The organism is Ruegeria sp. AA6, assembly GCF_056542865.1.
Window position 1 is genome coordinate 98748 of the sequence record NZ_JBQGAN010000002.1, and the last position, 25050, is coordinate 123797.

Sequence of the window (25050 nt, forward strand, 5' to 3'; positions counted from 1 at the left end):
GCCGATAGATTCTGAGTGTCTGCTCTAGGTCGACACCATGTTGACGGGCTGATTTCAAAACTTAGGCCGTCAACAGGAACGTATCGAATCCAGATAGAGCTGGGTCATTGGTAAAGCCCTCAAAACCTTGTCCGGGCCGACTGCTTTGTTGGCAATTCGAGTAGAAAGACAGAAGGTTTGCGATTTCTGCCATACGATCCTCTCGCGTATTTGGGGCCAATAGACCTGCATGCGTAGAAAGATAAAGCGTGGGGCGGTGCTCTTTCAACCAAGGTACTAGAGTGGGCAATACCGAATACTCTGCCCCTTCAATATCCATCTTAACCAACGACACCCCAGACAAATCATTCACAGCCTCGAACTGATCCCATGCGATCGTCAGGGCATCCGATCCATGCTTGCCATCATGCAGCAAGGAACTTGTTGAATCACCCGGTTCGCCGCGAACTGAGGCCATGCGAGCCACGCCAAATTGATCTGACAGCGCGACGCCAAATGCCGAGACGTTTTTAATGCCGTTCAGGTCAAGGTTCCACGCGAGATGCCGGAAAGCAGTTGGATCGGGTTCGAAACACCAGACGTGACGTGCGCGCCGCGCGCCGTAAAGGACCGTGGGGCCGATCCATGCGCCGATATCCAGATAGTCCTTCTCGGGCGACAGGTATTTGTCCAGAACGGCAAAGGTTTCCGGCTCCCACGCGCCTGCCGATGCTTTACGCCAGAATTTCGAATGATAGGGGTCCAGCCGAAATGGCTCTCCGTTCAGGTTGCCTGCATAGTATCCGCGGGCGCGGTAAAACATCTTGCGCGCCTGTGTCAGCATCGCGGACCTCCGGGTTTTATTGTCGCGGCCCTTGACCTGCGGCGCTTGCCAAAGCATGTAACCTTTGGAAACCGCAAACTTCATTTTCAACAGGGGGCCGAGATGGCTTTTGAACTTCCTGATCTTCCTTATGCACATGACGCGCTGGCAGCCAAGGGTATGTCCGCGGAAACGCTGGAATATCACCACGACCTGCACCACAAAGCCTATGTCGACAACGGCAACAAGCTGATCGCCGGAACCGAGTGGGACGGCAAGTCGCTGGAAGAAATCATCGTTGGCACCTACGACGCGAACGCCGTTGCGCAGATCGGCATCTTCAACAACATCAGCCAGCTGTGGAACCACAACCAGTTCTGGGAAATGATGGGCCCCGGCGGCAACGCTATGCCTGGTGAACTGGAGAATGCGCTGGTCGAAAGCTTTGGCTCGGTTGACGAATTCAAGTCGCAGTTCAGCGCCGCTGGTGCTGGTCAATTTGGCTCGGGCTGGGCGTGGCTGGTCAAGAATTCCGACGGTTCGCTGGCCGTGACCAAAACCGAGAACGGCGTGAACCCGCTGTGCTTTAACCAAACCGCGCTGTTGGGTTGTGACGTGTGGGAGCATTCCTACTACATCGACTTCCGCAACAAGCGCCCGGCTTACCTGTCGAACTTCCTCGATAACCTTGTGAACTGGGAAAACGTTGCATCGCGGATGTAATCTTTGACCCGACGAGGGTTCATAAAGGGCCTGCTGGCGGTGACGCTGGCAGGCTTTTTTGTTGCAGCGTATGGTTTTTTCATCGAACCGGCGCTGCGCTTGCGCGTGCGCAAATGGCGTCTGAAACGCGCGGACTGGACCGCCGCACCTTTGCGTATTGCCGTTTTGGCTGACCTGCATGTGGGGGAGCCGCATGTCGGGCTGGACAGGATTCGGCAAGTGGTACGGCGTGCGAATGCTCTGGCTCCCGATCTGGTGCTTCTGCTGGGGGATTTTGCGGCGGGGCACAAATTCGTCGCGCATCCGGTCAAAATAGCTGACTTGGCGCCAGTGTTGGCCGGGTTGCAGGCAAAACATGGTGTTTTTGCGGTGTTGGGCAATCACGATTGGTGGGATGACCTGTCGGCCCAGAAGCGAGGCGGCGGTCCAAACTTATACGCTGATGCTTTGCGGCAGAACGGTATTCCGGTGCTTTCGAATGAGGCGGTAAAACTGGACGGTCCCGGCATTTGGCTGGCTGGGTTAGAGGATCAGCTTGCCATTGCTAAGGGCGGTGGACGGTTTCAGGGGTTAGATGACTTGCCGGGTACGTTGGCGCAGATCACCGATGAAGCACCGGTGGTAATGATGGCGCATGAGCCTGACATTTTTCCGGATGTTCCGGACCGTGTGGCTTTGACACTGTCGGGCCATACCCATGGCGGGCAGTTGCGCTTGTTTGGCTGGTCGCCGGTTGTGCCGTCCCGCTTTGGGAACCGCTATGCCTACGGACATGTGCGGGAAGGCGGGCGCGATCTGGTCGTGTCGGGAGGCATCGGATGTTCCATTCTACCGGTGCGCTTTGGCGTAACGCCCGAGATCACTCTGATAGAACTGTCAGCCTGACAGGAGAAAACCCGCCGATGAAGAAAGTTTCATTGTGAGACAGGATTGTACGCTGCCCCGCAATACTTACCTTAGGTGAGGCGGAGGGAGAGAACCGCTAACCATAGGAAATCATTCAGGCAACGTGTCATGCACTTGCAGGCGCGTCACGGCTAGGTCGTGCCTGATGGATGAGGGATGGCCACTGAAGCCACTATAGGAGAGCACGATGGTCGCACTAGAACAGGGAACTTGGGTTGTGATTGCCGATGGGGAAAAGGCGTTGTTTGTCGAGAACATTACCGATGCCGAAGACCCCAATCTGGTCGTTGTCTCGGTTGAAGAGCAGGACACGTCTGCCCGCCCCACCGATCGGGCCGGACGGCGATATGATACCGGACCAAATCAAAAATCGGCTGTCGAGGAGCCAAACTGGAAAACCCACGCGAAATCCCTGTTCGTTCAGGACGTGGCAAATCTGTTGAATCGCAAGGGGCTTAAAGGGGCATTCAATCGGCTTGTGCTGGTAGCCAGCCCCCATGTTCTGGGGCTGTTACGCCGACGTCTTCACAGTGAGGTTCTGGCCAAAGTCGTGGCCGAGGTTGATAAAACCCTGACCAATCATCCGATTCACAAGGTCGAAAAACTGCTGACCAGCCGTCTGAATCCTGCTGCTCAATTGGCGTAACTACAGCGGGCGGCCCTTGGTCGCCCGACCACTTTTCAAGTCAGGAGCCCGCGCAGAGTGGACATGGCATCTGTCGGATCTTTCACCCAAGTGATGAAGTCCGCCAATGACCCATCCGCAAATCCTTGACCTATGACTTGCTGCAACAACTCATGCAACGCGTCCCAATAGCCATCAACATTCATCACCAGAATGGGTTTGTCGTGCAGGCCAAGCTGCCGCCAGGTCAGCGCTTCGAACAGTTCGTCCAAAGACCCGGGGCCGCCCGGCAGCACAACGACCGCATCCGCATTCATGATCATGACCTTTTTGCGCTCGTGCATCGTCTCGGTAATCACAAAACGGGTCAGATCGGTCTTGCCGACTTCGCGCCGCAACAGATGCACCGGGATCACACCGAATGTATCGCCCCCGGCAGATTGCGCAGCGCGTGCGACCTCACCCATCAGGCCCACATCTCCGGCACCGTAGACCAGTCGCCAGCCTTCCTGTGCTAACAGCGTTCCGAATGTGCTTGCAGCTTCGGAATAGCTGGAATTGGCGCCATTGCGTGACCCGCAATACACACAAACAGATTTCTGAGCCATCGGAACCACTCTCCGGGGTTGTGCCAAGGGTTTTGACCCCTGATAGCGGGATTGATAGATTGGCTCAACCGTCAGGCAGAATGTGTTAAACGCAAAGCACTTGCACTGCGGAGTGAAAGGAAAAGAATGAACGCCGAGTCGGGAAGCGGAAGCTTTGGTTCTCTCTTTTGGGGGGGGATCGCGGGTATTGCAGTTTTAGCTGGAGTGGGCGGATTGTACCTCTCGGGCATTTTCAAAGATGCACCGGAAGAGCAAGTGTCACAGACGGAAGTCGCTGTTCAATCCGAGGGGGTTGTTCAATCCGAAGATAGTGACCCAGCGCCTGAGACGGCTGACCGACCTGTTGAACCCGAGGAATCCCCAAGCGACGACGAAGTGACCGAAGAATCCGCATCGCAAGTCGCACCGTCCTTGGATCAGATTTTCGTGGAACCGGATGGTATTACACTTCTTTCCGGTTCTGCCGAACCCGGCACCGAGGTGAACGTCCTGCTGGACGGAGAACCTGTGCACAGCTTCACAGTTGATACCAGCGGTCAATTCGCTGAATTCATCTCGGTCCCGTTTTCTGACGATGCGCGTGGCCTGACTCTGGAAACCCAAGGCGATGAGCCGGTGCGTTCGGATGACTACGTGATTGCCGCGCTTCCTGAACCGAAACGTGCAGAGGACTCGGTTGCTGTCGCCGAAATCGAAGAAAGCCCCGTGTCTGATTCGGAAGTGGCTGCCGTAGAAGAGGATCAGACCGAAGTTCAGGCAGAAGAGCCCGCTCAATCAGCAACTCAAGACACGATTGAGGAAACGCAGGACCAACAGGTTGCCGTTCTGAGGTCTGGTGAGGATGGGGTTGAGCTTGTGCAAGCCCCGACCGTGCAACCACAGGCCCCAGAACAGATCGCGTTGGACACGATCGGCTATTCAGATGAAGGTGAGGTCGAGCTAACGGGTCGTGTGCCAGACGGTTCCGTGGTGCGTCTTTATCTGGATAACAAGCTGGTGGACGATCTTTCCCCGGCCGATGATGGCCAGTGGCGCAGTGAGATCGACGGGATTGAGCCCGGTGTCTACACTCTGCGCGTGGATGAGGTCGCATCGGATGGCACGGTGGTGAGCCGTCTTGAAACCCCGTTCAAGCGTGAACCGCTAGAGGTTCTGCGCGCTGCTCAAGCCACCGATGAACCTGAGGCGGAGCCGGGTGAAGTGCCGATCCGCTCGGTTACGGTCCAAGAGGGTGACACACTCTGGGCCATTTCGCGTGATCGGTTCGGCGAAGGTATTCTGTATGTGAAACTGTTTGAAGCCAATCGGGATGCGATCCGCGATCCGGATCTGATCTATCCCGGTCAAATCTTTACGATCCCCGAGTAACGTTTGCCTCTGGCCCTTGTTGGGGCAGGGGCCTATCTCTGACCGCAAAACAGGTACGTGATGAGACGATTGGCCCCGATGCATTCAGACGACATGCCCAAAACTGACGAGCGCCGCTCTGGCTGGCGCACAATCCGGAAGGTTGCACCCTACCTCTGGCCCGACGATGAGCTCTGGGTAAAGCGCCGGGTCGTCATCGCCTTGGGGATGTTGGTGTTGGCCAAGCTGATCGCTGTCTACACGCCTATCCTTTACAAGGGCGCAGTCGATGGCTTGGCGGGCGAGGGCGTGCCGCCATTGGCGCTGGGTGCCATCGGGCTGACCGTCGCTTATGGCGTCGCGCGCATGATGACCGTTGGGTTCCAGCAGCTGCGCGATGCTGCCTTTGCGCCGGTGGGGCAGAGGGCATTGCGCGCGCTGGCGTTAGAGACCTTCCAGCATATCCATCAATTGTCGATGCGCTATCACGTGACGCGCCGAACCGGGGGGCTTAGCCGGATCATTGAAAGGGGCGTGAAGGGGGTGGACTTCCTGCTGCGGTTCCTGCTGTTCTCAATCGGTCCGCTGATCCTGGAACTGCTGCTTGTTGCCATCATCCTGATGTGGTTGTTCGACGTCTGGTACCTGGTCGTCGTGGCCGTGACCATCGCGCTTTATATCTGGTTTACGTTTGCGGTGACCGAGTGGCGCGTGAAGCTGCGGCGCGAAATGAACGATCAGGATACCGAGGCCAACCAACGCGCCATCGACAGCCTTCTCAACTTCGAAACGGTCAAGTATTTCAACGCGGAACAGCGCGAAGCTAACCGATATGACGCGTCGATGAAGGCCTATGCCGGGGCGGCGCTGAAAACGGCCTATTCGCTGGCGTTCCTGAATTTCGGTCAGTCCTTTCTGATCACCTGCGGTTTGATCGGCGTCATGGTTCTGGCCGCTGTCGGAGTGCAGAACGGCACGTTGACCGTCGGTGATTTCGTGATGGTCAACGCCTACATGATCCAGATCACCGTACCGCTGAACTTTCTGGGCACTGTGTACCGCGAAATACGCCAGTCGCTCGTAGACATGGGGCAGATGTTTGATCTGTTGGAACAACCTGGCGAGGTCACCGACAAACCTGATGCCCCCGACCTTGTGGTCAACGGCGGCGAGGTAACGTTGGATAATGTGCGCTTTGGCTACGACGCGGATCGGGAAATCCTCAAGGGCGTTTCGCTGACGGTTCCTGCGGGGCAAACCGTAGCGATTGTCGGGGTCACAGGGTCGGGCAAATCTACTATTGGACGTCTGTTGTTCCGGTTCTACGATGTGACGGGCGGTGCGTTGAAGATCGACGGGCAGGATGTGCGCGACGTGACGCTGAACAGCCTGCATGCAGCTATCGGTGTCGTGCCGCAGGATACAGTTCTGTTTAATGACACCATCCGCTATAACATCGCCTATGGCCGCGACGGCGCCTCGCAAGAACAGGTTGAAGCCGCCGCCAAAGCCGCTCAGATCCACGATTTCATCTCCACTTTGCCCGAAGGCTACGACACCAAGGTGGGCGAGCGTGGGCTAAAACTGTCGGGCGGTGAGAAGCAGCGCGTCGGAATTGCGCGGACATTGCTGAAAAACCCTCCAATCTTGTTGTTGGATGAGGCAACCTCAGCGCTGGACACCGATACCGAGCAGGACATCAAGGATGCCCTGGCGCGGGTTGGGGAGGGACGGACGGTTCTGACTATCGCGCACCGCCTCAGCACCATTGCCGAAGCAGATCGGATCGTGGTGCTGGAGCAGGGTGAAATCCTTGAACAAGGCACCCATGACGAACTGCTAAAACACGACGGCCGATATGCTCAACTGTGGAACCGCCAGCAAGCGGATGAGCAGGCTGCCTGAACCGAAACCGGCCCGAACCTGCTTGTGTGGTATAGTGGCTGGGATTCGATGAAGGTGGATTTTATGCGAAGTATTTTTCTAAACGCCGTTCTGCCAGCGATGCTGACCGTTTTTGTACCAGTCGTCGCAGTTGCTGATCCGATTGTAGGTGTCTGGAAGACCGAACCAGATCGCAAGAACCTGATCTCGCATGTCAAAATCTCTGCGTGCGGGGATAAGTTCTGTGGTCAGATACAGTCTGCCTATGACCAATCGGGAAAAGAGGTAAAAACTCCTAATATCGGTAAGCAGCTGTTCTGGGATGTGGCCAGCGAAGGGGGCGGCAAGTATGGCGGCGGAGATTTCTGGATACCGATGGTCAATGTGGATGTCGCGCCGCAGATGACGCTAAGTGGCAACTCTCTGACCGTGCGTGGCTGTGAACATGCGGTCTGTGGGCATCAGACCTGGACCCGTTTGCCCAAGTGACGTGCCGCTTGGTGTAGCCAGAAAGTAAACGGCGAGCCCGAGGGCGCGCCATTCTCATTTATTCTGCCGCTTTCAGGGGGGAAGTCGGCGGGTGTTTCGGGTCCTGTTCGAGGTCCGACATGGGGGCGTCGGGAACCATTTCGTCGTCCCAGATCACTTCTGTCGCCTGCGCCTGACGCGCCGCTTTGCCGATCGCCATATCCTGCGCAATCTGGCTGGACCGTCCCGCTGTGGCACGGGCAAGAACCCGGCCAAACCACACTAGGTAAGTCGTGACCCAAACCCGCAATGCCAGCAGCGAGGGCGTCACAATCAGCGTCAGCACCGTTGCAGTTGCCAACCCGAACACAACAGCCGTGGCCAACTGTTTCCACCACAATGCGGTGGGGCTATTGATCGAATAGCCGCCATTGATGAAATCCAGCGACAGGCCGAACATCATCGGGGTCAAACCCGCCACAGTGGTCAACGTGGTCAGCAGGACCGGGCGAATGCGCGCTTCGGCGGTGCGGACAATCGCCTCGATCCGCGGCATGTAGCGGCTGTATTCCTGATAGGTGTCGATCAGAACAATGTTGTTGTTCACCACGATTCCCGCCAGCGCCACGATGCCCGTCCCGGTCATGATGATCGAAAACGGCTGGTTCATTAACAACATCCCGATCAGCACACCGGTGGTCGACAGCACGACCGCCAGAAGTACCAGTACCGAGTTGTAGAAAGAGTTAAACTGAGCCAGCAGGATCACGAACATCAGACCCAGCGCACCCATGAATGCGTTCATCAGGAAGGCGCCGGATTCTTCCTGATCCTCCTGATCGCCGGTCCATTCCCAGCTGATGGCGCTTGAGAATGGGTCGGTGTTCAGCCATTCGGTCAGCACCGCGATCCGTTCGTTTGGGTTGATCAGCGCGAACTGAGCGTCTCCGGTCTCAATAACCGCGCGCAGGTCGTCAACAGTTTCGGCCCCGGTCAGTTGGAACAATTCGTATACCGATCCGTTCGGCGCGGTGACGGTTGCCCCATTTGGCTCCGCACCTTCTTCGACTGCGCGGACGACGGCCAAACGCTGCTCGGCTCCGTCAGATCCTTCAACTACAACCTTGGACAGACCGGGTTCCACATCCGCCTTTACGTCGTAGTACCGTTGCTGATCAATCCGGTTGATTTCGGCCAGTTTGGCGACCGGCTGGCGGGTGACAAAGTTAGAAAGTGGCACCAGCCCGTCCGCGGTGCGGACCTTAAGCGAATCCAGCGTCGACAGCACGCGGTCCTGCTCGGGCAGGCGAACGCGAATTTCAACCTCTTCATCGGTGGTGTCGGGGCGCATTTCGCCCAGCAGAAGGCCGCGCGTCACAAGCTGCACCATCGCACCCACTGTGGCAACATCTGCGCCAAAGCGACCCGCCTTAGCGACATCCACGTCGATCTGCCAGTCGATGCCGGGCAGGGGCAGAGTGTCTTCGATCTTGATCAGACCCGGCGTTTCGTCAAACACGGCCCGCGCGGACTGAGTGGCCGTGGTCAGCTCCTCCCACCCATCGGCCTTGATGCGCAGGTGCACCGGTTTGGCCGAGGCAGGGCCCTGTTCCAGCGGCAGAATTTCAACGATGAAACCGGGCAGTTTGGCAAGTTCCGCGTTCAACTGATCCAGAACGTAGTCGCCGTCATACTCGGGGTCGATGATCTGGCGATCGAACAGCCCGCCCAAAACGGGTTCTGACACGTTGGGTCTGTCTTCCCATGGGGTGATTTCGAACTGCACACGACCCACAGTATCCGCCGGAGCCTGCGCACCGCCATCATTCTGGTTCAGACCGCCCTCACCGGCAAAAGAAAAGACGTTGGTTACGGCCGGGTGCGCGCTGATCACCTCTTCGGCGGCCAGCACCATCGCGTCTTTTTCCTGCAGCGACAGGTTGCCCCGAGCGCGAACATAGGCGGTGGCCTGTTCCGGCTCGGTTTCGACGAAGAATTCAACTCCACGATTGTTAGCCATGAAATAGAACAATACGGCCATGACGCCGGCGGCAACGACAGCGATTGACACGATTGGCATGATCGGGTTGCCGACCAGGAATTTGACGACCGAGCCAAAAAGTGTGTGCTCGCGCGCTGTATGGATGCGTTCCTTGCGGTGGCGTTCGATCTTGGCCGCACTTAGGGTTACTGACCCGGCAAAGCCGCCGAAGATGAACAGAAGGGCACCCGACACCACACCGCCAGGCAGCAGATAGTCCGGGTTCAGCATCTGCATCGCACCGAGGAAGATCATATACAGCGACGGCGGCACCAATGCCGCGCGGACCCACCAAGGCGCCACACCGCGCAACCAGTTCGAGGTGCGATCGAATACGCGGCTGAGACGGCCCGATACACCACCTACAACTGGCAAGTAGATCAACGCAACGATCAGCGAAGAGGACAGCACGAAGATCAGCGTGATCGGCAACATCTTCATGAACTCGCCCGGTACACCCGGCCAGAACAGCATCGGCAAAAAGGCACAAAGCGTTGTTGCGGTGGACGACACGATGGGCCAGAACATCCGCTGCGCCGCCTCGACATAGGCGTGCATCGGGCCGATACCTTCTTTTATGCGCTTGTCAGCGTATTCCACAACCACGATGGCGCCGTCGACCAGCATCCCCACGGCAAGGATCAGCCCAAACATCACCATGTTCGAGATACTGACGCCCATGACAGCCAGAAAGGCAAAGCTCAGCAAGAATGAGGTCGGGATCGCAAAACCCACAAGCAGTGCAGCGCGCGTACCCAGAGAGGCTAAAACAACGATCATCACCAGTGCGACGGCGGTCAGGACCGAGCCTTCAAGCTGGCGCACCATCGAGGCGACGATACGGCTCTGGTCGTTCGAAGTGCCCAATTCCACTGCGGCGCGCAATTCTAAGGGCCATTTTTCCTGTGCGGCAGCCAGAGTTGCTTTGACGTCATCCACAGTGTCGATCAGATTGTAACCTTTGCGTTTGACGACCTGCAGGGCCACCGTGGATTCACCGTCGAACCGAGCAGTTCCTTCACGGTCTTCGAAGGTGTAGTTGATCTGCGCCAATTCACCCATCGTCACGACGCGGTCGCCATTGACCTTGACGGGCAAGCTGTAGACATCTTCTGCAGTTTTGAAAGAAGACGGGATTTTGACCGAGAAGGTCCCCTGCGCCGTATCCACCTCACCAGCCGCGATCAGCTGGTTGTTGTTTTGTACAACACTGATCAACTCGTCGGCGGAAACATTGTACGACTCCAGCCGGAGCGGGTCGATGATCACCTCGAGCATTTCGTCCCGGTTGCCCGCGATCCCGGCTTCAAGCACCGAATCCAGCGCCTCAAGCTCATCCTGCAAGTCTTTGGCGATGCGCGCCATTGTGCGTTCCGGCACCGCGCCAGTCAGGTTGACGATGACGATCGGGAATTCCGAGAAGTTGATCTCATAAAGCGAATACTGCTCGGCGCCTTCCGGGAATTCCGCCTGCGCGCTGTTCATCGCATCGCGCACATCCGCCATAATAGCGGTCTTGTCCCAACCGAATTCGAACTCTAATGCGATACCGGCATACCCTTCTGCAGCGGTAGAGGTCATTTCCTTGAGGCCATCCAGATCCGCCAGTTCGGTTTCCATCGGCTTGATCAGTAGGTTCTCGGAATCCTCAGCGGAAATCCCGGGAAACTGGACCGAGACGAACAGGGCAGGGATCTCGATATCCGGCTCGCCTTCTTTGGGCAGGCCCACATACGCGAACCCGCCAACAATCAGCGAGATCGCAATGAAGGCCAGAACCATGCGGGCCCGGTTTGCGGCCCATGCGACAAGACCTTTCATTGAGTGGCTTCCCGATAAGTGGGCTTGACCGCAACGCCCTGTGTCACGAATTCCTGCCCAATGACTATGACGTCAGACGTTTCCGGTAAACCGTTGACCCAAACGCCTTCGGCTGTATCACGCAGCAGTTGGATCGGCATAAAATCAACAATGTTTCCAGTACCCACGGTGCGGACGCCCACTTGCCCTTCGTTGTTCAAAGTCAGGGCAGATTGGGGTAGCAGATGCGCCTTGGCCCCTTCGGCAGAAATGCGGATGTCAGCGGTCTGACCGTCGCGGATGGTCAGTTCCGGGTTCGGAACGGTAATCTCAACCTCAAAGGTGCGCGTGGTCTCATCTGCCGATCGGCTGAGAAATGTGACGCGGCCCGCAACCTGCAAACCTGTAACCAGTCGCGCGGAGGCTTCCGAGCCAACAATGATTTTATTCACATCGGCCTCAGGGACAAATCCGACCAGCTTGATCGGGTCCAACTGAATGACGGTAGCGCATAACGATCCGGGCTGCATCAGGCTTCCCAATTCGGCCGTGTCGCTTTCCAGAAGCCCTTTGAATGGTGCCTCGATGGTCTGGCGGTCAATCTCACGCTGCGCGGCTTTGACTGCTGCGGTTGCGGCCTCGATCCCGGCACGGGTGGCCTCCAAACCAGCTTCTGCAGACTTCACGCCAGCCTCGGCCGAACGCATCGCAGCCTCGCTGGAAATCCGGCGAGTTTCAGATGCAAATCCCGTTTCGGACAGTTTCTGGGCTGCGGTAAGGTTGATTTGCGCTTCGGCGACCAAAGCGTGTGCCTCTTCCAGACGGGCCTCGGCTTCGGGGATGCGGCTTTCGGCTTCCAACTTCGCGGCCATAGCCTCGGCCAAACTGGCAGGGCGGGTCCCCGGGTCCAACTCGCACAACAGATCGCCAGCTTCGACGAAAGTGCCCTTGCGTTTCGGTTCTGAGACCACTGTGGAGGTTGTCTCAGCCAGAACTTCGACCTGACGGTTGGCCTTTGTTTGCCCCCGTACCAGCACCGCACTATCAATTTCGCGCGCGACCGAGCGCATCGCAACCACGCCAATGGCGTTCTGATCAAGACCGGAATCCGCCGCGGGATCTGCTTCTGCGGCTGTGTCGGTCTCGGCGTCACCACGACCGGCAAAGGCAAACAGAGCGTCCCTTTCAAAGATCAAAAAGAACAATGCCGTAACAACCAAAATCGCATTGACGAATGAAATCACACGCATACGGGGGCTCTCCCAGAGTTCTTCACCGAATGTCCTTCGGCGTGCATGCATGAAAATGGGGTCACGCATGTAGTATTTCCACACTAAACTGAATAGTTCGGTTCACTTTTTTAAGCAAGGGTGGCGTGTTCCCGCGAAAATGTGCGAAATCGGGCCCTTGGCTTGGCAGGGACAGCGGGGTATGACATGGCGCCATGTAACAGCACACAGCCCGGGGAGCAGGGATGAGCGACGTCGACAGTTTCATTGATGAGGTGACGGAAGAGGTCCGCCGGGATCGCCTGTTTCTGCTGCTACGCCGTTGGGGATGGATTGGGGTTCTGGCCGTGGTCCTGATCGTCGGGGGCGCTGCTTTCAACGAGATTCGCAAAGCCCGCACCACCGGCCAGGCGCAGGATTTGGGTGACTCGATCCTGGGCGCACTGTCGCAAAATGACTCGGCTGACCGCGTCTCGGGTCTGGCGGAAATTGATGCGGCCACACCCGGTGGCGATGCGGTTCTCAACATGTTGCTGGCGTCTTCGCAAATCGAAACCGGATCGCGGGATGAGGCCGTCGCAAGCTTGAATGCTGTTGCGGTGCAGGGTGAGTTGCCGGAAATCTATCGCGCCATTGCAACGTTCAAGGCTTTGCTGCTGCAGACGGAAACAATGCCTGTGGCTGAGCGCCGCCAGCAGTTTGAGGCATTGGCAGCACCCGGAGCGCCTTTGCGGTTGTTGGCCGAAGAACAGCTGGCCTTGATCGACATCTCAGAAGGGAATGTCGATGCTGCCCTCGAACGGCTGCAAACGATGCGTCAGGATGCAGAGATCAGCGTCGATCTTCAGCAGCGCGCCGCGCAATTGATTGTCGCGCTTGGCGGCGAACCAGAGCCGCTTGTGGCCCGGCAGGGTTGATTCAACGGCTAAAGAATGACAGGCGAGTTCGTAGCATGGTGACAAGTTTATTCTCCCGCATTGGTTTGCCTGTTGCGGCGTTATCGCTGACGGTGCTTGCGGCCTGCGAAGAGCCCGAGGTCATCCTGCCGGGTGCGCGCGAGGATGTTCGGCCTACTACGGACAATGCAACAGTCGTTACGCGTGGCTCGAAACCGATCAGCTTGCCTGCACAGAAGGCAAACGCCAGCTGGCCCCAAAGTGCCGGAACGCCTGCGTACCGCACCACCAACTCGGCTTTGCGCGCAACGCCACAGCGCGTTTGGTCCACGTCAATCGGAGAAGGGGATTCGCGCAAGCGTCGCATCACCGCAGAGCCTGTAGTTGCCGGTGGCCTGATTTATACGTTGGATGCAGGCGCAACAGTTTCAGCCGTCACCCCACAGGGGCAGGTCGCGTGGCGCACTGATCTGATCCCCACAAACGATGGCGACAGGGACGCGACAGGCGGCGGGATGGCATTCGCCAACGGTGTGCTTTACGTGTCTTCCGGGTTTGGCCGATTGACGGCACTGGATGGAAAATCCGGTGCGATCAAGTGGCAAAAGCGCTTGAATGCTACCGGAAGCGGCGCGCCGCTGGTGAATGATGGTCTGCTATATCTGGTCGCGGGTGATGAGACGGGCTGGGTCGTCGACACCAAGGATGGCCGGATTGCCTGGCAGATTCCGGGAACCCCAAGTGTGGGCAACGTGCTTGGTGCACCGGCACCTGTTATTGCGTCCGATCTTGCTATTTTTGCTTTCGGCTCGGGCGATATCGCCGCCACATTCCGAAAAGGGGGGATTCGGCGCTGGAACGCCTCGGTTGCTGGCGGGCGCCGGGGGCGCGCGGTTGCGCAGATAGTGGACGTAACCGGCGGACCGATGGTTGTTGGCAATACGATATATATCGGAAACCACTCGGGTCGCACTGTAGCATTTGATGCAGGATCGGGCGAGCGGATCTGGACCGCGGATGAGGGCGCTGTCGATACAGTCTGGCCTGCAGGAAACAGCCTGTTCCTGATCAGTGACCGAAGCCAGTTGGTTCGACTGGACATCTCGGATGGAACAATCGTTTGGGCACAAGACCTGCCCGGGTTTGTTAAAGACAAGCCGGGGCGCCGTGGTCCGGTCGTTGCCCACTATGGTCCGATCGTTGCCGGAGGGCGTATTGTGATTGCTTCGAATGACGGCTTCCTGCGGTTCTATAACCCGGTCGATGGAACGCTGGTCAACCGTGTCGAAGTGCCCGGTGGCGCCACAACTGCGCCCGTAGTCGCAGGGCAAACGCTGTACGTGGTTTCGGCCAAAGGCGAACTGCACGCTTTCCGTTGACCACAAGATGCGCTAAAGGGCGCGTCTGAGTCTTGAAAGTTGAGTATCATGTCGCTGACCCTCGCTATCGTGGGGCGCCCGAATGTGGGCAAATCCACACTGTTCAATCGCCTTGTGGGCAAACGTCTGGCGTTGGTCGACGACCAGCCCGGTGTGACCCGTGACCTACGCGAGGGCGAAGGGCGTCTGGGTGATCTACGCTTTACCGTGATCGACACGGCGGGTCTTGAAGACGCGACCGACGATAGCCTGCAAGGCCGGATGCGCCGTCTGACTGAGCGTGCCGTGGATATGGCAGATGTCTGCGTGTTCATGATCGACGCACGCGTCGGTATCACTCCGACTGACGAAATGTTTGCCGAGATACTTCGCAAACGCTCCAAGCACGTCATTCTTGCGGCGAACAAAGCCGAAGGCTCAGCCGCCGATGCCGGTGTGCTTGAAGCCTACAATCTGGGCCTAGGCGAGCCCGTGCGCCTGTCGGGTGAACATGGCGAGGGGATGACCGACCTCTATACTCACCTCATGCCGCTGGCTGACGCGGCCGAAGAGCAGGCCGCGGGCGATACACCGGAAACCGATATCGAACTGGACGAGGATGGTGAGGGCGAAACACCGCTGATCACTGATGCCAAGCCGCTGCAGGTTGCGGTTGTTGGGCGTCCGAATGCCGGGAAGTCTACTCTGATCAACAAGATCATCGGTGAAGATCGCTTGCTGACTGGGCCAGAGGCCGGAATTACGCGCGACGCGATCAGCTTGCGGGTTGATTGGGCTGATCCTGATGGCGACAGCACCCCAATGCGGATCTTTGACACTGCGGGGATGCGTAAAAAGGCCAAGGTACAGGAAAAACTCGAGAAGCTGTCCGTCTCGGACGGTCTGCGCGCGGTGAAATTTGCCGAAGTGGTTGTTGTACTGCTGGATGCGGCCATTCCGTTCGAACAGCAAGACCTGCGCATTGCCGATCTGGCCGAGCGCGAGGGTCGTGCCGTTGTTGTCGCTGTCAACAAGTGGGACATTGAAGAGGACAAGCAGGAAAAACTGCGCGATCTGAAAGAGTCCTTTGAGCGTCTGCTGCCGCAACTGCGCGGCGCGCCTCTGATTACTGTTTCGGCCAAAACGGGCCGGGGGCTAGAGCGTCTGCGCGCCGCCATCCTGCGCGCGCATGATGTCTGGAACCGCCGAGTCCCGACTGCTGCCCTGAACCGCTGGCTGACCGCGATGCTGGAACAGCACCCCCCGCCAGCCCCCCAAGGCCGCCGGATCAAGCTGCGCTATATGACACAGGCTAAGACACGGCCGCCGGGGTTTGTTGTAATGTGCTCGCACCCTGACAAGATGCCTGCCAGCTACACGCGTTATCTGGTCAACGGCCTGCGCGAGGATTTCGACATGCCGGGCACACCGATCCGCCTGACTTTGCGCGGGCAGGGCGACAAGAACCCGTACAAGGGTCGGCGTAAGAAAAACGCGGGTGCGTTGGCCAAACATCTCAAAGGTCGCGCGTAACTGCGCCAATTTTCAGCATTTTCGGCTGAGGGGCGTGACAGTCCCGGTGTCGCAGGTTAGCATTCACCTGCGTGCATTTGTTTTTGTGTGCGCGGCTTGTATATGAGTAAAACGCAAATAGTTTCTCTTTGATATTAACTGAGCCAGACGTGGGACAGGCTAAATGAATTTGCGGGAATACACACGACAATATGCGGTGCAAGACAACCGGCTTGCCGCGCTGAGCTATTTTGGAACTTTCGCCGTTTATTTTGCATCGCTGGCGCTGGCGATTACTTATGTTGACCGTTGGTACATCATGGTTCCCGCAGGGATCGTTTTCGCGTTCTCAGCCGTGCGCCTTTATGTGCTGCAGCATGATTGCGGCCACCATTCCCTGTTCGAAACGCGTGAACAGAATGAATGGGCCGGGCACGGACTGTCTCCATTCACCTTCGCGCCGTTTGAGGTGATGAAGCAGAACCACAACCTGCACCATTCCGGCATCGGCAACCTGGAACACCGTGAGACCGGTGAAATACATACGATGACATTGCGCGAATGGAACGAGGCGGATTGGAAAAAGCGTTTGTTCTATCGCCTTTACCGCAATCCGTTCATCCTGGTTCCGGTCGGTGCGCTGTTTACTTATTTCATCCGTTACCGCTGGCCCAAGAACACGGTGCGGTTCGGGGCCAGGGGCGTAGTGCTGCACAATCTGTCCATCGTGGTGTTTCTGGGCCTGCTTTATCTGATTGCGGGCACGACGGGCATTCTGGTCTGGCTGGTGTTTTCGCTTTTGGGCGGTATGCTGGGTGTTTTCCTCGTGTATCTTCAGCATAATTTCGAGGATACTTACTGGGATCGGCGCCCTGACCTTGATCCGCAATTGGCCGCGCTCCAGGGCTCGTCCGCGTTGGATTTCGGCTGGTGGTTCGACAACGCGGTGGCGTGCATTACCTTGCACGACATCCACCATTTCAACGCGCGTATACCATCCTATCGGTTGCGTGCCTGCCACTATAACCTGCCGCCCGAATATACACCGCGCCGGATTAAATTCCCCGAAGCGGTGGCGGCGTTGAACCTGAAACTTTGGGATGAGGATGCAAAACGCCTTGTGCCATTCCCCAAAAAGGACAGTACCGCCACTCTGGCCCACAGTAATTGAAACTGCTGGGTTTTGTTTTGGCCGTTGACTTGCTGTCGTGTATATCTTGTGTATATACGGTAAGAAAATAGGGAGAGAAAGGAAGGACTCGTAATGACCGCAGTGACCGAAGTTAAGGGTGTGGGTGAGGCGTTAGGACAGGCGCTGATCGCCAATGGTTTCAAGACTGCTGAAGCCATCGCCAAAGCCAACCCTGCCGAGCTGGTCAAAGTCCCTCGCATAGGTGCCGCGCGCGCACCAGTGCTGATCGCCGCGGCGAAAGAGGCGATTGCTGCTAAGCCTGCAACGCAGACGACCGCAGCGAAGTCGGCGGCAAGTAAGCCCGCCGCAGCCAAACCAGCCACACGCCGCACACCCGCGCGCAGACCGGCTGCGCGTAAGACCGTCGCCGCTGCTGCTGCTGAGAAACGCGCAGCAGAGGCCGCGCGCAAAGCCGCCGAAGAAAAAGCCGCCGCCGAAGCTGCTGAGGCAAAGGCACGCAAAAAGGCCAAAGCCAAGGCCAAGGCTGAGAAGGCGGCCAAAAAGCTGCAAGAAATGGAAGCCGCGTTCTCGAAAGCCAAGGACAATGTGAAGGCCAAGGCCAAGAAGGGCAAAAAGTCCAAGAAAGACGACAAGAAAAAAGACGAGTCCAAGAAGGACAAAAAGAAAGACAAGAAGAAAGACAAAAAGAAGGATAAGAAAAAGGCGAAGAAGTAAGCCCTCTTCGCCTCAGTGTTTTTTGACCGGCACCGCCTAGCGCGGCTGCCGGTTTTTATACCAGCGTGCCGTCCAGTTGCAGCGTCAGTTTTCCGCCTAGATACGGGGCCAGAGCCTCGGGCAGCGTCACAGTGCCATCGGCATTCTGGCCGTTCTCCAGCACAGCGATCAGGCAGCGCCCAACAGCCAGTCCCGAACCGTTCAGGGTGTGAACGTATTCCGGCTTTCCTCCGCCTTCAGGACGGAAACGCGCATTCATCCGGCGCGCCTGAAAATCACCACAGGTGGAAACCGAGCTGATCTCGCGATAGGTGTCCTGACCGGGCAGCCATGCCTCGATGTCATACGTGCGGCGAGCGCCAAAGCCCATGTCGCCAGTACACAGGATGACAGTGCGGTAGGGGATGCCCAGCTTTTCCAGAATACCCTCGGCACAACGCAGCATACGCTTTTGTTCTTCATCCGACTTGTCAGGAAGGGTGACCGAGACCATTTCGACCTTTTCGAACTGGTGCTGACGCAACATTCCGCGCGTGTCCTTACCGGCGCTACCGGCCTCGGAGCGGAAGCACAGCGAATGCGCGGTATAGCGGCGGGGTAGGTAGCTTTCGTCAATCATCGTGTCGTTGACGATATTGGTCAGCGAGACCTCGGAGGTTGGGATCAACCACCAGCCTTCGCGGGTCTGATAGCTGTCCTCACCAAATTTCGGCAGTTGCCCGGTGCCTTGCATCATCTCGGACAGGACCAGAACCGGGCCGTTCACCTCGGTCAGTTCATTCTCGTTAATATGTGTGTCCAGCATGAACTGCGCCAGCGCGCGGTGAATGCGCGCGACGCCGCCAGACAGCAGCACAAAGCGCGAGCCCGAGAGTTTGGCGGCGGTTTCAAAGTCCATTCCGCTCTGAACGGCTTCGATCTCAAAATGCTCTTTGGGTGCAAAGTCCAACGCGCGCGGAGTGCCCCAGCGGTTGATCTCGACATTGTCATTCTCATCCGCGCCTTCTGGCACATCCTCGGCGGGCAGGTTGGCGATGCGGATCAACTGATCGGCCAACAGGGCGTCCAAATCCTTGGCTTCGGTCTGCATCCGCGCGACCTCGGCCTTTTTCTCGGCGACAAGTGCGCGTAGGCGTTCGAACTCGGCTTCATCGCCGCGCCCTTTGGCGGCACCGACCTCTTTAGAGGCTTTGTTCTGTTCGGCCTGAGCGGTTTCAGCGGCAAGAATCTTGGCGCGGCGGCTTTCGTCCAGCCGCAACAAGTCTGACGACACCGGCGCGTCCCCACGGCGCGCAAGAGCGGCGTCGAAGGCGTCAGGGTTTTCGCGAATGGCGCGGATGTCGTGCATAGTTCAGATCCTTAATGGGTGAATCACTAGGACCGCTTATGCACCATCTGAAAGGCGGGGTGTAGCACCGGTTACGACTTATCGGCATCCTCGTGCGTTTCATGCGCCAGATGGCCATCCCATTCCTCGACGGGGATCTTCGGTTCGGCCGGATCAGCCATGTATGATGGCGTCATGATCTGCACATTGTTTTCGTTGAACACGGCCACAATGTTGCGGTGCAGGTCGGACCGGATTTTGGGAATGATGCTGCCCCGCGTGGTATAGCCGTTGATTTGATAATTTATCGCGTAGTCGGCCAAAGCAGTCCACAAAACAAAGGGTTCCGGTTTGGACTTGATCCCCTTGGTGCGGAAGGCCGCTTCGATCAGCATCGCCTCGACCTTTTCAGGCGGTTCCTCATAGCCGATGCCGACGGTGGTGTGCAGCAACAGGCCACTGCCGTCTGTCTTCTTTGAGAAATTGACCACATCCGAATTCATCAGCTGTGCGTTGGGGATCGAGATCAACTCGTTCTTGATGGACTTCAGATGCGTCTCCATCAGCTTGATCTGAACAACGTCGCCGACGTGATCCCCGATTTGGATGCGGTCCCCGATCGAGGTTGACCGGCGATAGATCACGAACAGCCCCGCCAGCATGTTTGAAACGACCGAGTTTGCGCCCAGCGACAGCATCGCACCAACCAGAATTGTCAGCCCCTGAAACGCCGCAGAATCCGAGCCCGGTATGTAGGGTACGGCAAAGACCAGGGCGATCAGGATCACGACCACGCGGGCAATGTTGAAGGTTGGGCTAACCCAGTGCTTCTCGAAATCGCCCATGTCGAATGAGCCAGCCTCGACCGCATCAAAGAACACACGCATGCCTTTGATAATGTACATCGTCACCCATGTGATCAAACCCAACATGATCAAGTTGGGGATGTAGCTGAGAATGCCTCTGAAAATCAGCAGGACAGGTTCGGTCAGGTAGGTGAGCAGAAGCTGCGCGAAATAGCGGGTTTCGGCAAAAGCCAGCAGAACGAAGGATAGGTAGTAGTAGAAACCTAAGAAAAAGATGACTAGCAGGGCGAAATTCAATCCGTACCGCACTAAGGCGGCAATCGCTTCGGCCTGAACGCTTTTGGCGGTGGCGGTTTCCACATCCCTGAGGTGGCGTTTTACGAATTTGAGCGTCCGCCGCCTGATTCTACGGTGTAGCCACAGGATCGCTGCGACGAACCCTGCAAAACCTAATGTCCACGCTGCAGCTTCGATGGCACCGGACACACGTGCTTGTTCGGTTCTGTTGGCACGGTAGGCTTCGATGGATTCCTTGATGGCTTCTCCGTGCAGGACACTGAGAACGTCCAGTTCGATCTGCTCAAGTTCAGCATCCGCAACCGTGACGATAGAGGCTCTTTCCCCATCGGCAATGATCCAAATGCCGAACTGGGTTTCTTCAAATGTAATCTCAACCGAAGTCGCGTCCGAGGCTTCGGCGATTTCAATAATCGCGTCTTGCACGGTTTCTGCACGCTCTGGCGCGGGCAGGGCGCTGGACCCCCGTACCCGAAACAAAACATCTCCGTCCACGATAACCGGGGCCACGAAATCATCCGATTCCTCGACCTCGGGCGACGCGTTTTCGGTGGGTGTTTCCTGTGCCCAAACCACACTGGAAAACCAAAGGCTCGGTGCCAGTGAGATCAGGAAATAAAACAATAAAAGGAAGGGCTTGAATTGCCGTGCCATATGTCCCCCTTAACGCAAACTATACCCAGTTTTGGTCATGTTCCTAGGACATATCTGCAACGTTTTGTCTGTTCTTGCTGCGATAGGGACAGGTTCAAGTGGGTCACAGCGCCGCCTTTGCTTGCAAAGGGGCAACTCTAAGCATAGGTTCTCGCCAAATTTGCGGAGCCCCTCCGCAGTACCAAACCAAAAGGAATATCCCATGGAAGGTGGCGCAATCGCCCAGTTTCTCCCGCTGATCCTGATCTTTGCGATCATGTATTTCCTGCTGATCCGTCCGCAGCAGAAAAAAGTGAAGCAGCATCAAGCCATGGTCGAAGCCGTGCGCCGGGGCGATCAGGTCGTTACCCAGGGTGGTCTGATCGGCAAGGTGTCGAAGGTGAAAGAAGGCGAGAACGAGATCGAGGTCGAACTGGCCGAGAACGTCAAGGTTCGCGTGGTCAAATCGACCATTGCGCAGGTTCTGAACAAGACCGAACCGGCGAAGTAACTTCGCGCGATAATTCCTTGAAAAGGCAGGGTAATGCTGCAAATTTATACCTGGAAGCGGGTTCTGATCTGGTCGGTCTGTGTGATCGGCCTTTTCCTGGCCCTGCCGAATGCGTTTTATACGCGCGTCGAGCAATCCAACGATGCCAAGGCCGCGATCGAGCTTGGCATCGACACCCCCGAGATGCAGGCCGAAGCGGCGCAGTGGCCAAACTGGTTGCCGTCGTCTCTGGTCAATCTGGGTCTCGATCTACGGGGCGGGGCGCATCTGTTGGCCGAAGTGAAGGTCGCAGATGTGTACGAATCCCGGATGGAGGCGATGTGGCCCGAAATCCGTGATGCCCTGCGGGACGAACGTGCAACCGTTGGAACCATTCGAAAACAGGACTCCGCCCCGGATGAGATTCGCGTCCGCCTCAGCCAGCCCGAGGGCATGCCCCGCGCGCTGGAGGTTGTACGCGGTCTGGCCCGTCAGGTGCAGACCCTGACCGGGGTGGGGGCAACTGACATCGAAGCCCGCGCCGAGGGTGACACCATCGTTGTGCAGCTTTCCGAGGCCGAGAAACTAGCCTCTGACGATCGTACCGTGCGTCAGGCACTGGAAATCATCCGCCGCCGGATTGATGAGGTGGGCACCCGTGAGCCCACTATTCAGCGTCAGGGCGCGGACCGTATCCTGATTCAGGTGCCGGGCATCGGCAGCGCGGGTGAGTTGAAGGAGATAATCGGCACTACAGCACAGCTGACCTTTAACCCGGTTGCCGGGCGTGGCAGTGACCCGGATGCCGTACCGGGCGTCGGCCAAAAGGTTGTACCGTCGATAGATGAAGAGGGTGTGTATTACACGCTCGACGCCGCTCCCGTCGTGACGGGTGAGGAGCTGGTAGACGCGCAGCCCTCGTTCGACCAGAACGGCCGCCCGGCGGTCAGCTTCCGGTTCAACACGTCCGGCGCGCGCAAGTTTGGCGACTACACCCTGGAAAATATCGGCGCGCCTTTTGCCATTGTATTGGATGATGAGGTGATCTCGGCCCCTGTGATCCAATCGCATATCCCGGGTGGGTCGGGTATCATCACCGGCAACTTCACCGTTGAAGAAAGCACGAACCTCGCCGTCCTGCTGCGTGCCGGTGCTTTGCCCGCGGGGATGGAGTTCCTTGAAGAACGCACCATCGGCCCTGAACTGGGACAGGACAGCATCGACGCAGGTAAGGTTGCGACCATCGTGGCTTTTGTCGCGGTTCTGACCTTCATGGCGCTTAGCTACGGCCTGTTTGGTGTATTCGCCAACATCGCGCTGATCGTCAACGTCGGCTTGCTGTTTGGGTTGCTGTCGCTGATCGGGGCAACACTAACCCTACCGGGTATCGCTGGGATCGTTCTAACCGTCGGTATGGCGGTCGACGCCAATGTGCTGATCTTTGAGCGTATCCGCGAGGAACTGAAATCCGCCAAAGGCCCGGCGCGCGCCATCGAGTTGGGCTATGAAAAGGCGCTGTCGGCCATTCTGGACGCCAACGTCACCACATTCATCACGGCAACGATCCTGTTTGCCATGGGCAGTGGCCCGGTGCGCGGCTTCGCGATTACGTTGGGGCTGGGTATTTTGACCTCGGTCTTTACCGCGATCTTCGTGACGCGCCTGATGATCGTGATGTGGTTTGAACGCCGCCGCCCGAAAATGATCGAGGTTTGACATGAGACTGAAACTCGTACCCCAGAACACCTCGTTCGATTTTTTCAGCCGCTGGAAGCTCTGGCTGGGTATTTCGGGCCTGATGATGGTCGTGGCCTTTACCTCATTCATGCTGCAAGGCCTGAATTTCGGTATCGACTTCCGCGGCGGCACTACGATCCGCACAGAAAGCGCGCAAGAGATCGACGTCGGCGCGTATCGCGACGCCATCTCGCCGTTGGAACTTGGCGATGTCACGATTACCGAGATTTTTGATCCGACCTTTGGCGAAGATCAGAATGTCGCCATGATCCGCATTCAGGCGCAGGCCGATGCTGAGGCTGTTTCAGCTGCCACCGTCACAGCAGTGGAAGAGGCTTTGAAGGTCGCCGCGCCGGATATCGAGTTCGTCTCGGTCGAATCCGTTGGCCCGAAGGTGTCAGGTGAATTGATCCAGACCGCCGTGATCGCCGTCGTTCTGGCGATCGGAGCGGTGCTTGTCTACATCTGGTTGCGGTTTGAGTGGCAGTTCGCGCTGGGGGCTGTGGCCGCGCTGGTGCATGACGTGATCCTGACCATCGGTATCTTTTCGGAGCTTCAAATCCGCTTCGATCTGGCGATTATCGCGGCCCTTCTGACTATCGTGGGGTATTCGCTGAACGACACCGTGGTTGTTTTTGACCGAGTGCGAGAGAACCTGCGGAAGTACAAAAAGAAAGAGCTGAAAGAGGTCCTGAACATCTCGATCAACGAAACCCTCAGCCGGACGGTGATGACCTCTGTCACCACATTGCTGGCGCTGATCTCGCTTTACGTGTTGGGCGGCGATGTGATCCGCGGCTTTGTCTTCGCGATGATCTGGGGCGTGATCGTCGGGACCTATTCCTCGGTCTTTGTAGCCTCGACCATCCTGCTGTGGCTGGGTGTCAAGCGCGACTGGTCCAAGCCGTCGAACACGGCAGGCAATCAGTTTGCCAACATCGACGCCTGAGTTCTTCGGCCAGTCCCCTGCGGGGCTGGCCGTTATTCTATTCGCCGCATTCCTTGGCGGCATTGTACGCGGGTTCTCCGGCTTTGGCACCGCGCTGATTTTCCTGCCCCTTTCCGCCCCCTATCTTGGCCCATTCGGTGCTTTGATCGGCCTGACCATCATGGACATCTTCGGGCCTTTGCCCAACCTGCGCCGGGCGTGGAGCGTCGTCCATCGCAAGGATCTGCTGCGCTTGCTGGTCGGGTGTGCGCTTTTGCTACCGGTCGGGTTGTGGATTCTTACGCTGGTAGAGCCCGAGGTGTTTCGCTATGCGGTCAGCCTGCTGGCGTTTTTCATGCTGGCCGTTTTGATCCTGGGGGTGCGGTACAATGGGCGTGTTGGCCGGTGGATGGTTGCTGGCATCGGGGCGGCGGCAGGCTTTCTTGGGGGTGTCGCGGGTTTGCCAGGCCCGGCTGTGATCCTGTTCTACATGTCGCGCCCTGTACCGGTTGCGGTTATCCGCGCCACGATCCTGCTGTTTCTGTTCGGCTTTGATTTCCTGCTTTTGGGGTACTTGATCGGTATGGATCGGATTACCTGGTCCGCTGCGGCATTGGGGTTTGTCCTCGCGGTTCCGAATCTTGTTGGCAATTGGCTGGGAGGATGGCTGTTCCGACCTGACCGTGAGAGGGTTTACCGCGCTGCCGCCTATCTGGCGATCGCGCTTGCGGCCTTGTCGGGCCTGCCGCTTTGGGGCTAGAAGACG

21 protein-coding genes are annotated in these 25050 nt (G+C 57.6%); 15 read left to right on the top strand and 6 right to left on the bottom strand.

Annotated elements, in window-relative coordinates:
- Nucleotides 1–61 precede the first annotated feature (61 nt).
- Nucleotides 62–823: an FkbM family methyltransferase gene (locus ACR0LN_RS03500; protein ID WP_480427814.1), complete on the bottom strand. Its 762-nt coding sequence runs from the start codon at nt 821–823 to the stop codon at nt 62–64.
- Nucleotides 824–925: 102 nt separating this feature from the next.
- On the opposite strand from ACR0LN_RS03500, the gene ACR0LN_RS03505 reads away from it, so the two are divergent.
- The 3 genes from ACR0LN_RS03505 to ACR0LN_RS03515 all read left to right on the top strand — a co-directional run bounded on the left by ACR0LN_RS03505 (nt 926) and on the right by ACR0LN_RS03515 (nt 3077).
- On the top strand, nt 926–1525 hold the full coding sequence (locus tag ACR0LN_RS03505) for a superoxide dismutase (RefSeq protein WP_480427815.1): 600 nt from the start codon (nt 926–928) through the stop codon (nt 1523–1525).
- Between the two features lie 3 nt (nt 1526–1528).
- Nucleotides 1529–2410 (top strand): metallophosphoesterase, encoded by an 882-nt coding sequence (locus ACR0LN_RS03510; RefSeq protein ID WP_480427816.1) that lies wholly within the window; start codon nt 1529–1531, stop codon nt 2408–2410.
- Nucleotides 2411–2618: 208 nt separating this feature from the next.
- Nucleotides 2619–3077, top strand: a complete 459-nt coding sequence (locus ACR0LN_RS03515) for a host attachment family protein (protein ID WP_480427817.1) — start codon at nt 2619–2621, stop codon at nt 3075–3077.
- Nucleotides 3078–3112: 35 nt separating this feature from the next.
- Here the strand turns inward: ACR0LN_RS03515 and ACR0LN_RS03520 are convergent, their stop codons facing one another.
- Complete coding sequence (locus tag ACR0LN_RS03520) at nt 3113–3664, bottom strand: LOG family protein (RefSeq protein ID WP_480427818.1); 552 nt, start codon at nt 3662–3664, stop codon at nt 3113–3115.
- Between the two features lie 255 nt (nt 3665–3919).
- Between ACR0LN_RS03520 and ACR0LN_RS03525 the strand changes: the two genes are divergently transcribed.
- The 3 genes from ACR0LN_RS03525 (at nt 3920) to ACR0LN_RS03535 (ending at nt 7384) form a co-directional block, all read left to right on the top strand.
- Nucleotides 3920–5032, top strand: a complete 1113-nt coding sequence (locus ACR0LN_RS03525; protein ID WP_480427819.1) for a LysM peptidoglycan-binding domain-containing protein — start codon at nt 3920–3922, stop codon at nt 5030–5032.
- Nucleotides 5033–5110: 78 nt separating this feature from the next.
- On the top strand, nt 5111–6916 hold the full coding sequence (locus ACR0LN_RS03530; RefSeq protein WP_480428350.1) for an ABCB family ABC transporter ATP-binding protein/permease: 1806 nt from the start codon (nt 5111–5113) through the stop codon (nt 6914–6916).
- 63 nt (nt 6917–6979) lie between these two features.
- On the top strand, nt 6980–7384 hold the full coding sequence (locus tag ACR0LN_RS03535) for a DUF2147 domain-containing protein (protein ID WP_480427820.1): 405 nt from the start codon (nt 6980–6982) through the stop codon (nt 7382–7384).
- Between the two features lie 58 nt (nt 7385–7442).
- On the opposite strand, the gene ACR0LN_RS03540 is transcribed toward ACR0LN_RS03535, so the two are convergent.
- Together ACR0LN_RS03540 and ACR0LN_RS03545 are read right to left on the bottom strand one after the other, a co-directional pair.
- Complete coding sequence (locus ACR0LN_RS03540; RefSeq protein WP_480427821.1) at nt 7443–11225, bottom strand: efflux RND transporter permease subunit; 3783 nt, start codon at nt 11223–11225, stop codon at nt 7443–7445.
- Nucleotides 11222–12454 (bottom strand): efflux RND transporter periplasmic adaptor subunit, encoded by a 1233-nt coding sequence (locus ACR0LN_RS03545; protein WP_480428352.1) that lies wholly within the window; start codon nt 12452–12454, stop codon nt 11222–11224. Before ACR0LN_RS03545 ends, ACR0LN_RS03540 begins: the two co-directional genes overlap by 4 nt.
- Before the next feature lie 224 nt (nt 12455–12678).
- Between ACR0LN_RS03545 and ACR0LN_RS03550 the strand changes: the two genes are divergently transcribed.
- The 5 genes from ACR0LN_RS03550 to ACR0LN_RS03570 all read left to right on the top strand — a co-directional run bounded on the left by ACR0LN_RS03550 (nt 12679) and on the right by ACR0LN_RS03570 (nt 18066).
- Nucleotides 12679–13350: a hypothetical protein gene (locus tag ACR0LN_RS03550; protein WP_480427822.1), complete on the top strand. Its 672-nt coding sequence runs from the start codon at nt 12679–12681 to the stop codon at nt 13348–13350.
- A 35-nt stretch (nt 13351–13385) separates the two neighbouring features.
- Nucleotides 13386–14708 (top strand): PQQ-like beta-propeller repeat protein, encoded by a 1323-nt coding sequence (locus ACR0LN_RS03555; protein ID WP_480427823.1) that lies wholly within the window; start codon nt 13386–13388, stop codon nt 14706–14708.
- A 48-nt stretch (nt 14709–14756) separates the two neighbouring features.
- On the top strand, nt 14757–16220 hold the full coding sequence (gene der / locus ACR0LN_RS03560; RefSeq protein WP_480427824.1) for a ribosome biogenesis GTPase Der: 1464 nt from the start codon (nt 14757–14759) through the stop codon (nt 16218–16220).
- Between the two features lie 163 nt (nt 16221–16383).
- Complete coding sequence (locus ACR0LN_RS03565) at nt 16384–17370, top strand: fatty acid desaturase (protein WP_480427825.1); 987 nt, start codon at nt 16384–16386, stop codon at nt 17368–17370.
- 93 nt (nt 17371–17463) lie between these two features.
- Complete coding sequence (locus ACR0LN_RS03570; RefSeq protein WP_480427826.1) at nt 17464–18066, top strand: helix-hairpin-helix domain-containing protein; 603 nt, start codon at nt 17464–17466, stop codon at nt 18064–18066.
- Between the two features lie 55 nt (nt 18067–18121).
- Here the strand turns inward: ACR0LN_RS03570 and serS are convergent, their stop codons facing one another.
- Nucleotides 18122–19414, bottom strand: a complete 1293-nt coding sequence (gene serS / locus ACR0LN_RS03575) for a serine--tRNA ligase (protein ID WP_480427828.1) — start codon at nt 19412–19414, stop codon at nt 18122–18124.
- Between the two features lie 71 nt (nt 19415–19485).
- Nucleotides 19486–21150: a mechanosensitive ion channel family protein gene (locus ACR0LN_RS03580; protein ID WP_480427829.1), complete on the bottom strand. Its 1665-nt coding sequence runs from the start codon at nt 21148–21150 to the stop codon at nt 19486–19488.
- Between the two features lie 202 nt (nt 21151–21352).
- Between ACR0LN_RS03580 and yajC the strand changes: the two genes are divergently transcribed.
- From yajC to ACR0LN_RS03600, 4 genes are read left to right on the top strand one after another with little or no spacing between them, the layout of a single operon-like run.
- Entirely contained in the window at nt 21353–21640 is a 288-nt protein-coding gene (gene yajC, locus ACR0LN_RS03585; protein WP_480427830.1) for a preprotein translocase subunit YajC, read from the top strand.
- Nucleotides 21641–21673: 33 nt separating this feature from the next.
- Entirely contained in the window at nt 21674–23335 is a 1662-nt protein-coding gene (gene secD, locus ACR0LN_RS03590) for a protein translocase subunit SecD (protein WP_480427831.1), read from the top strand.
- A 1-nt stretch (nt 23336) separates the two neighbouring features.
- A complete protein-coding gene (gene secF, locus ACR0LN_RS03595; protein WP_480427833.1) occupies nt 23337–24305 on the top strand; it encodes a protein translocase subunit SecF in 969 nt (322 codons plus the stop codon).
- Entirely contained in the window at nt 24286–25044 is a 759-nt protein-coding gene (locus ACR0LN_RS03600; protein WP_480427835.1) for a sulfite exporter TauE/SafE family protein, read from the top strand. The genes secF and ACR0LN_RS03600 overlap by 20 nt, the downstream gene beginning before the upstream one ends.
- Nucleotides 25045–25050: the final 6 nt, after the last annotated feature.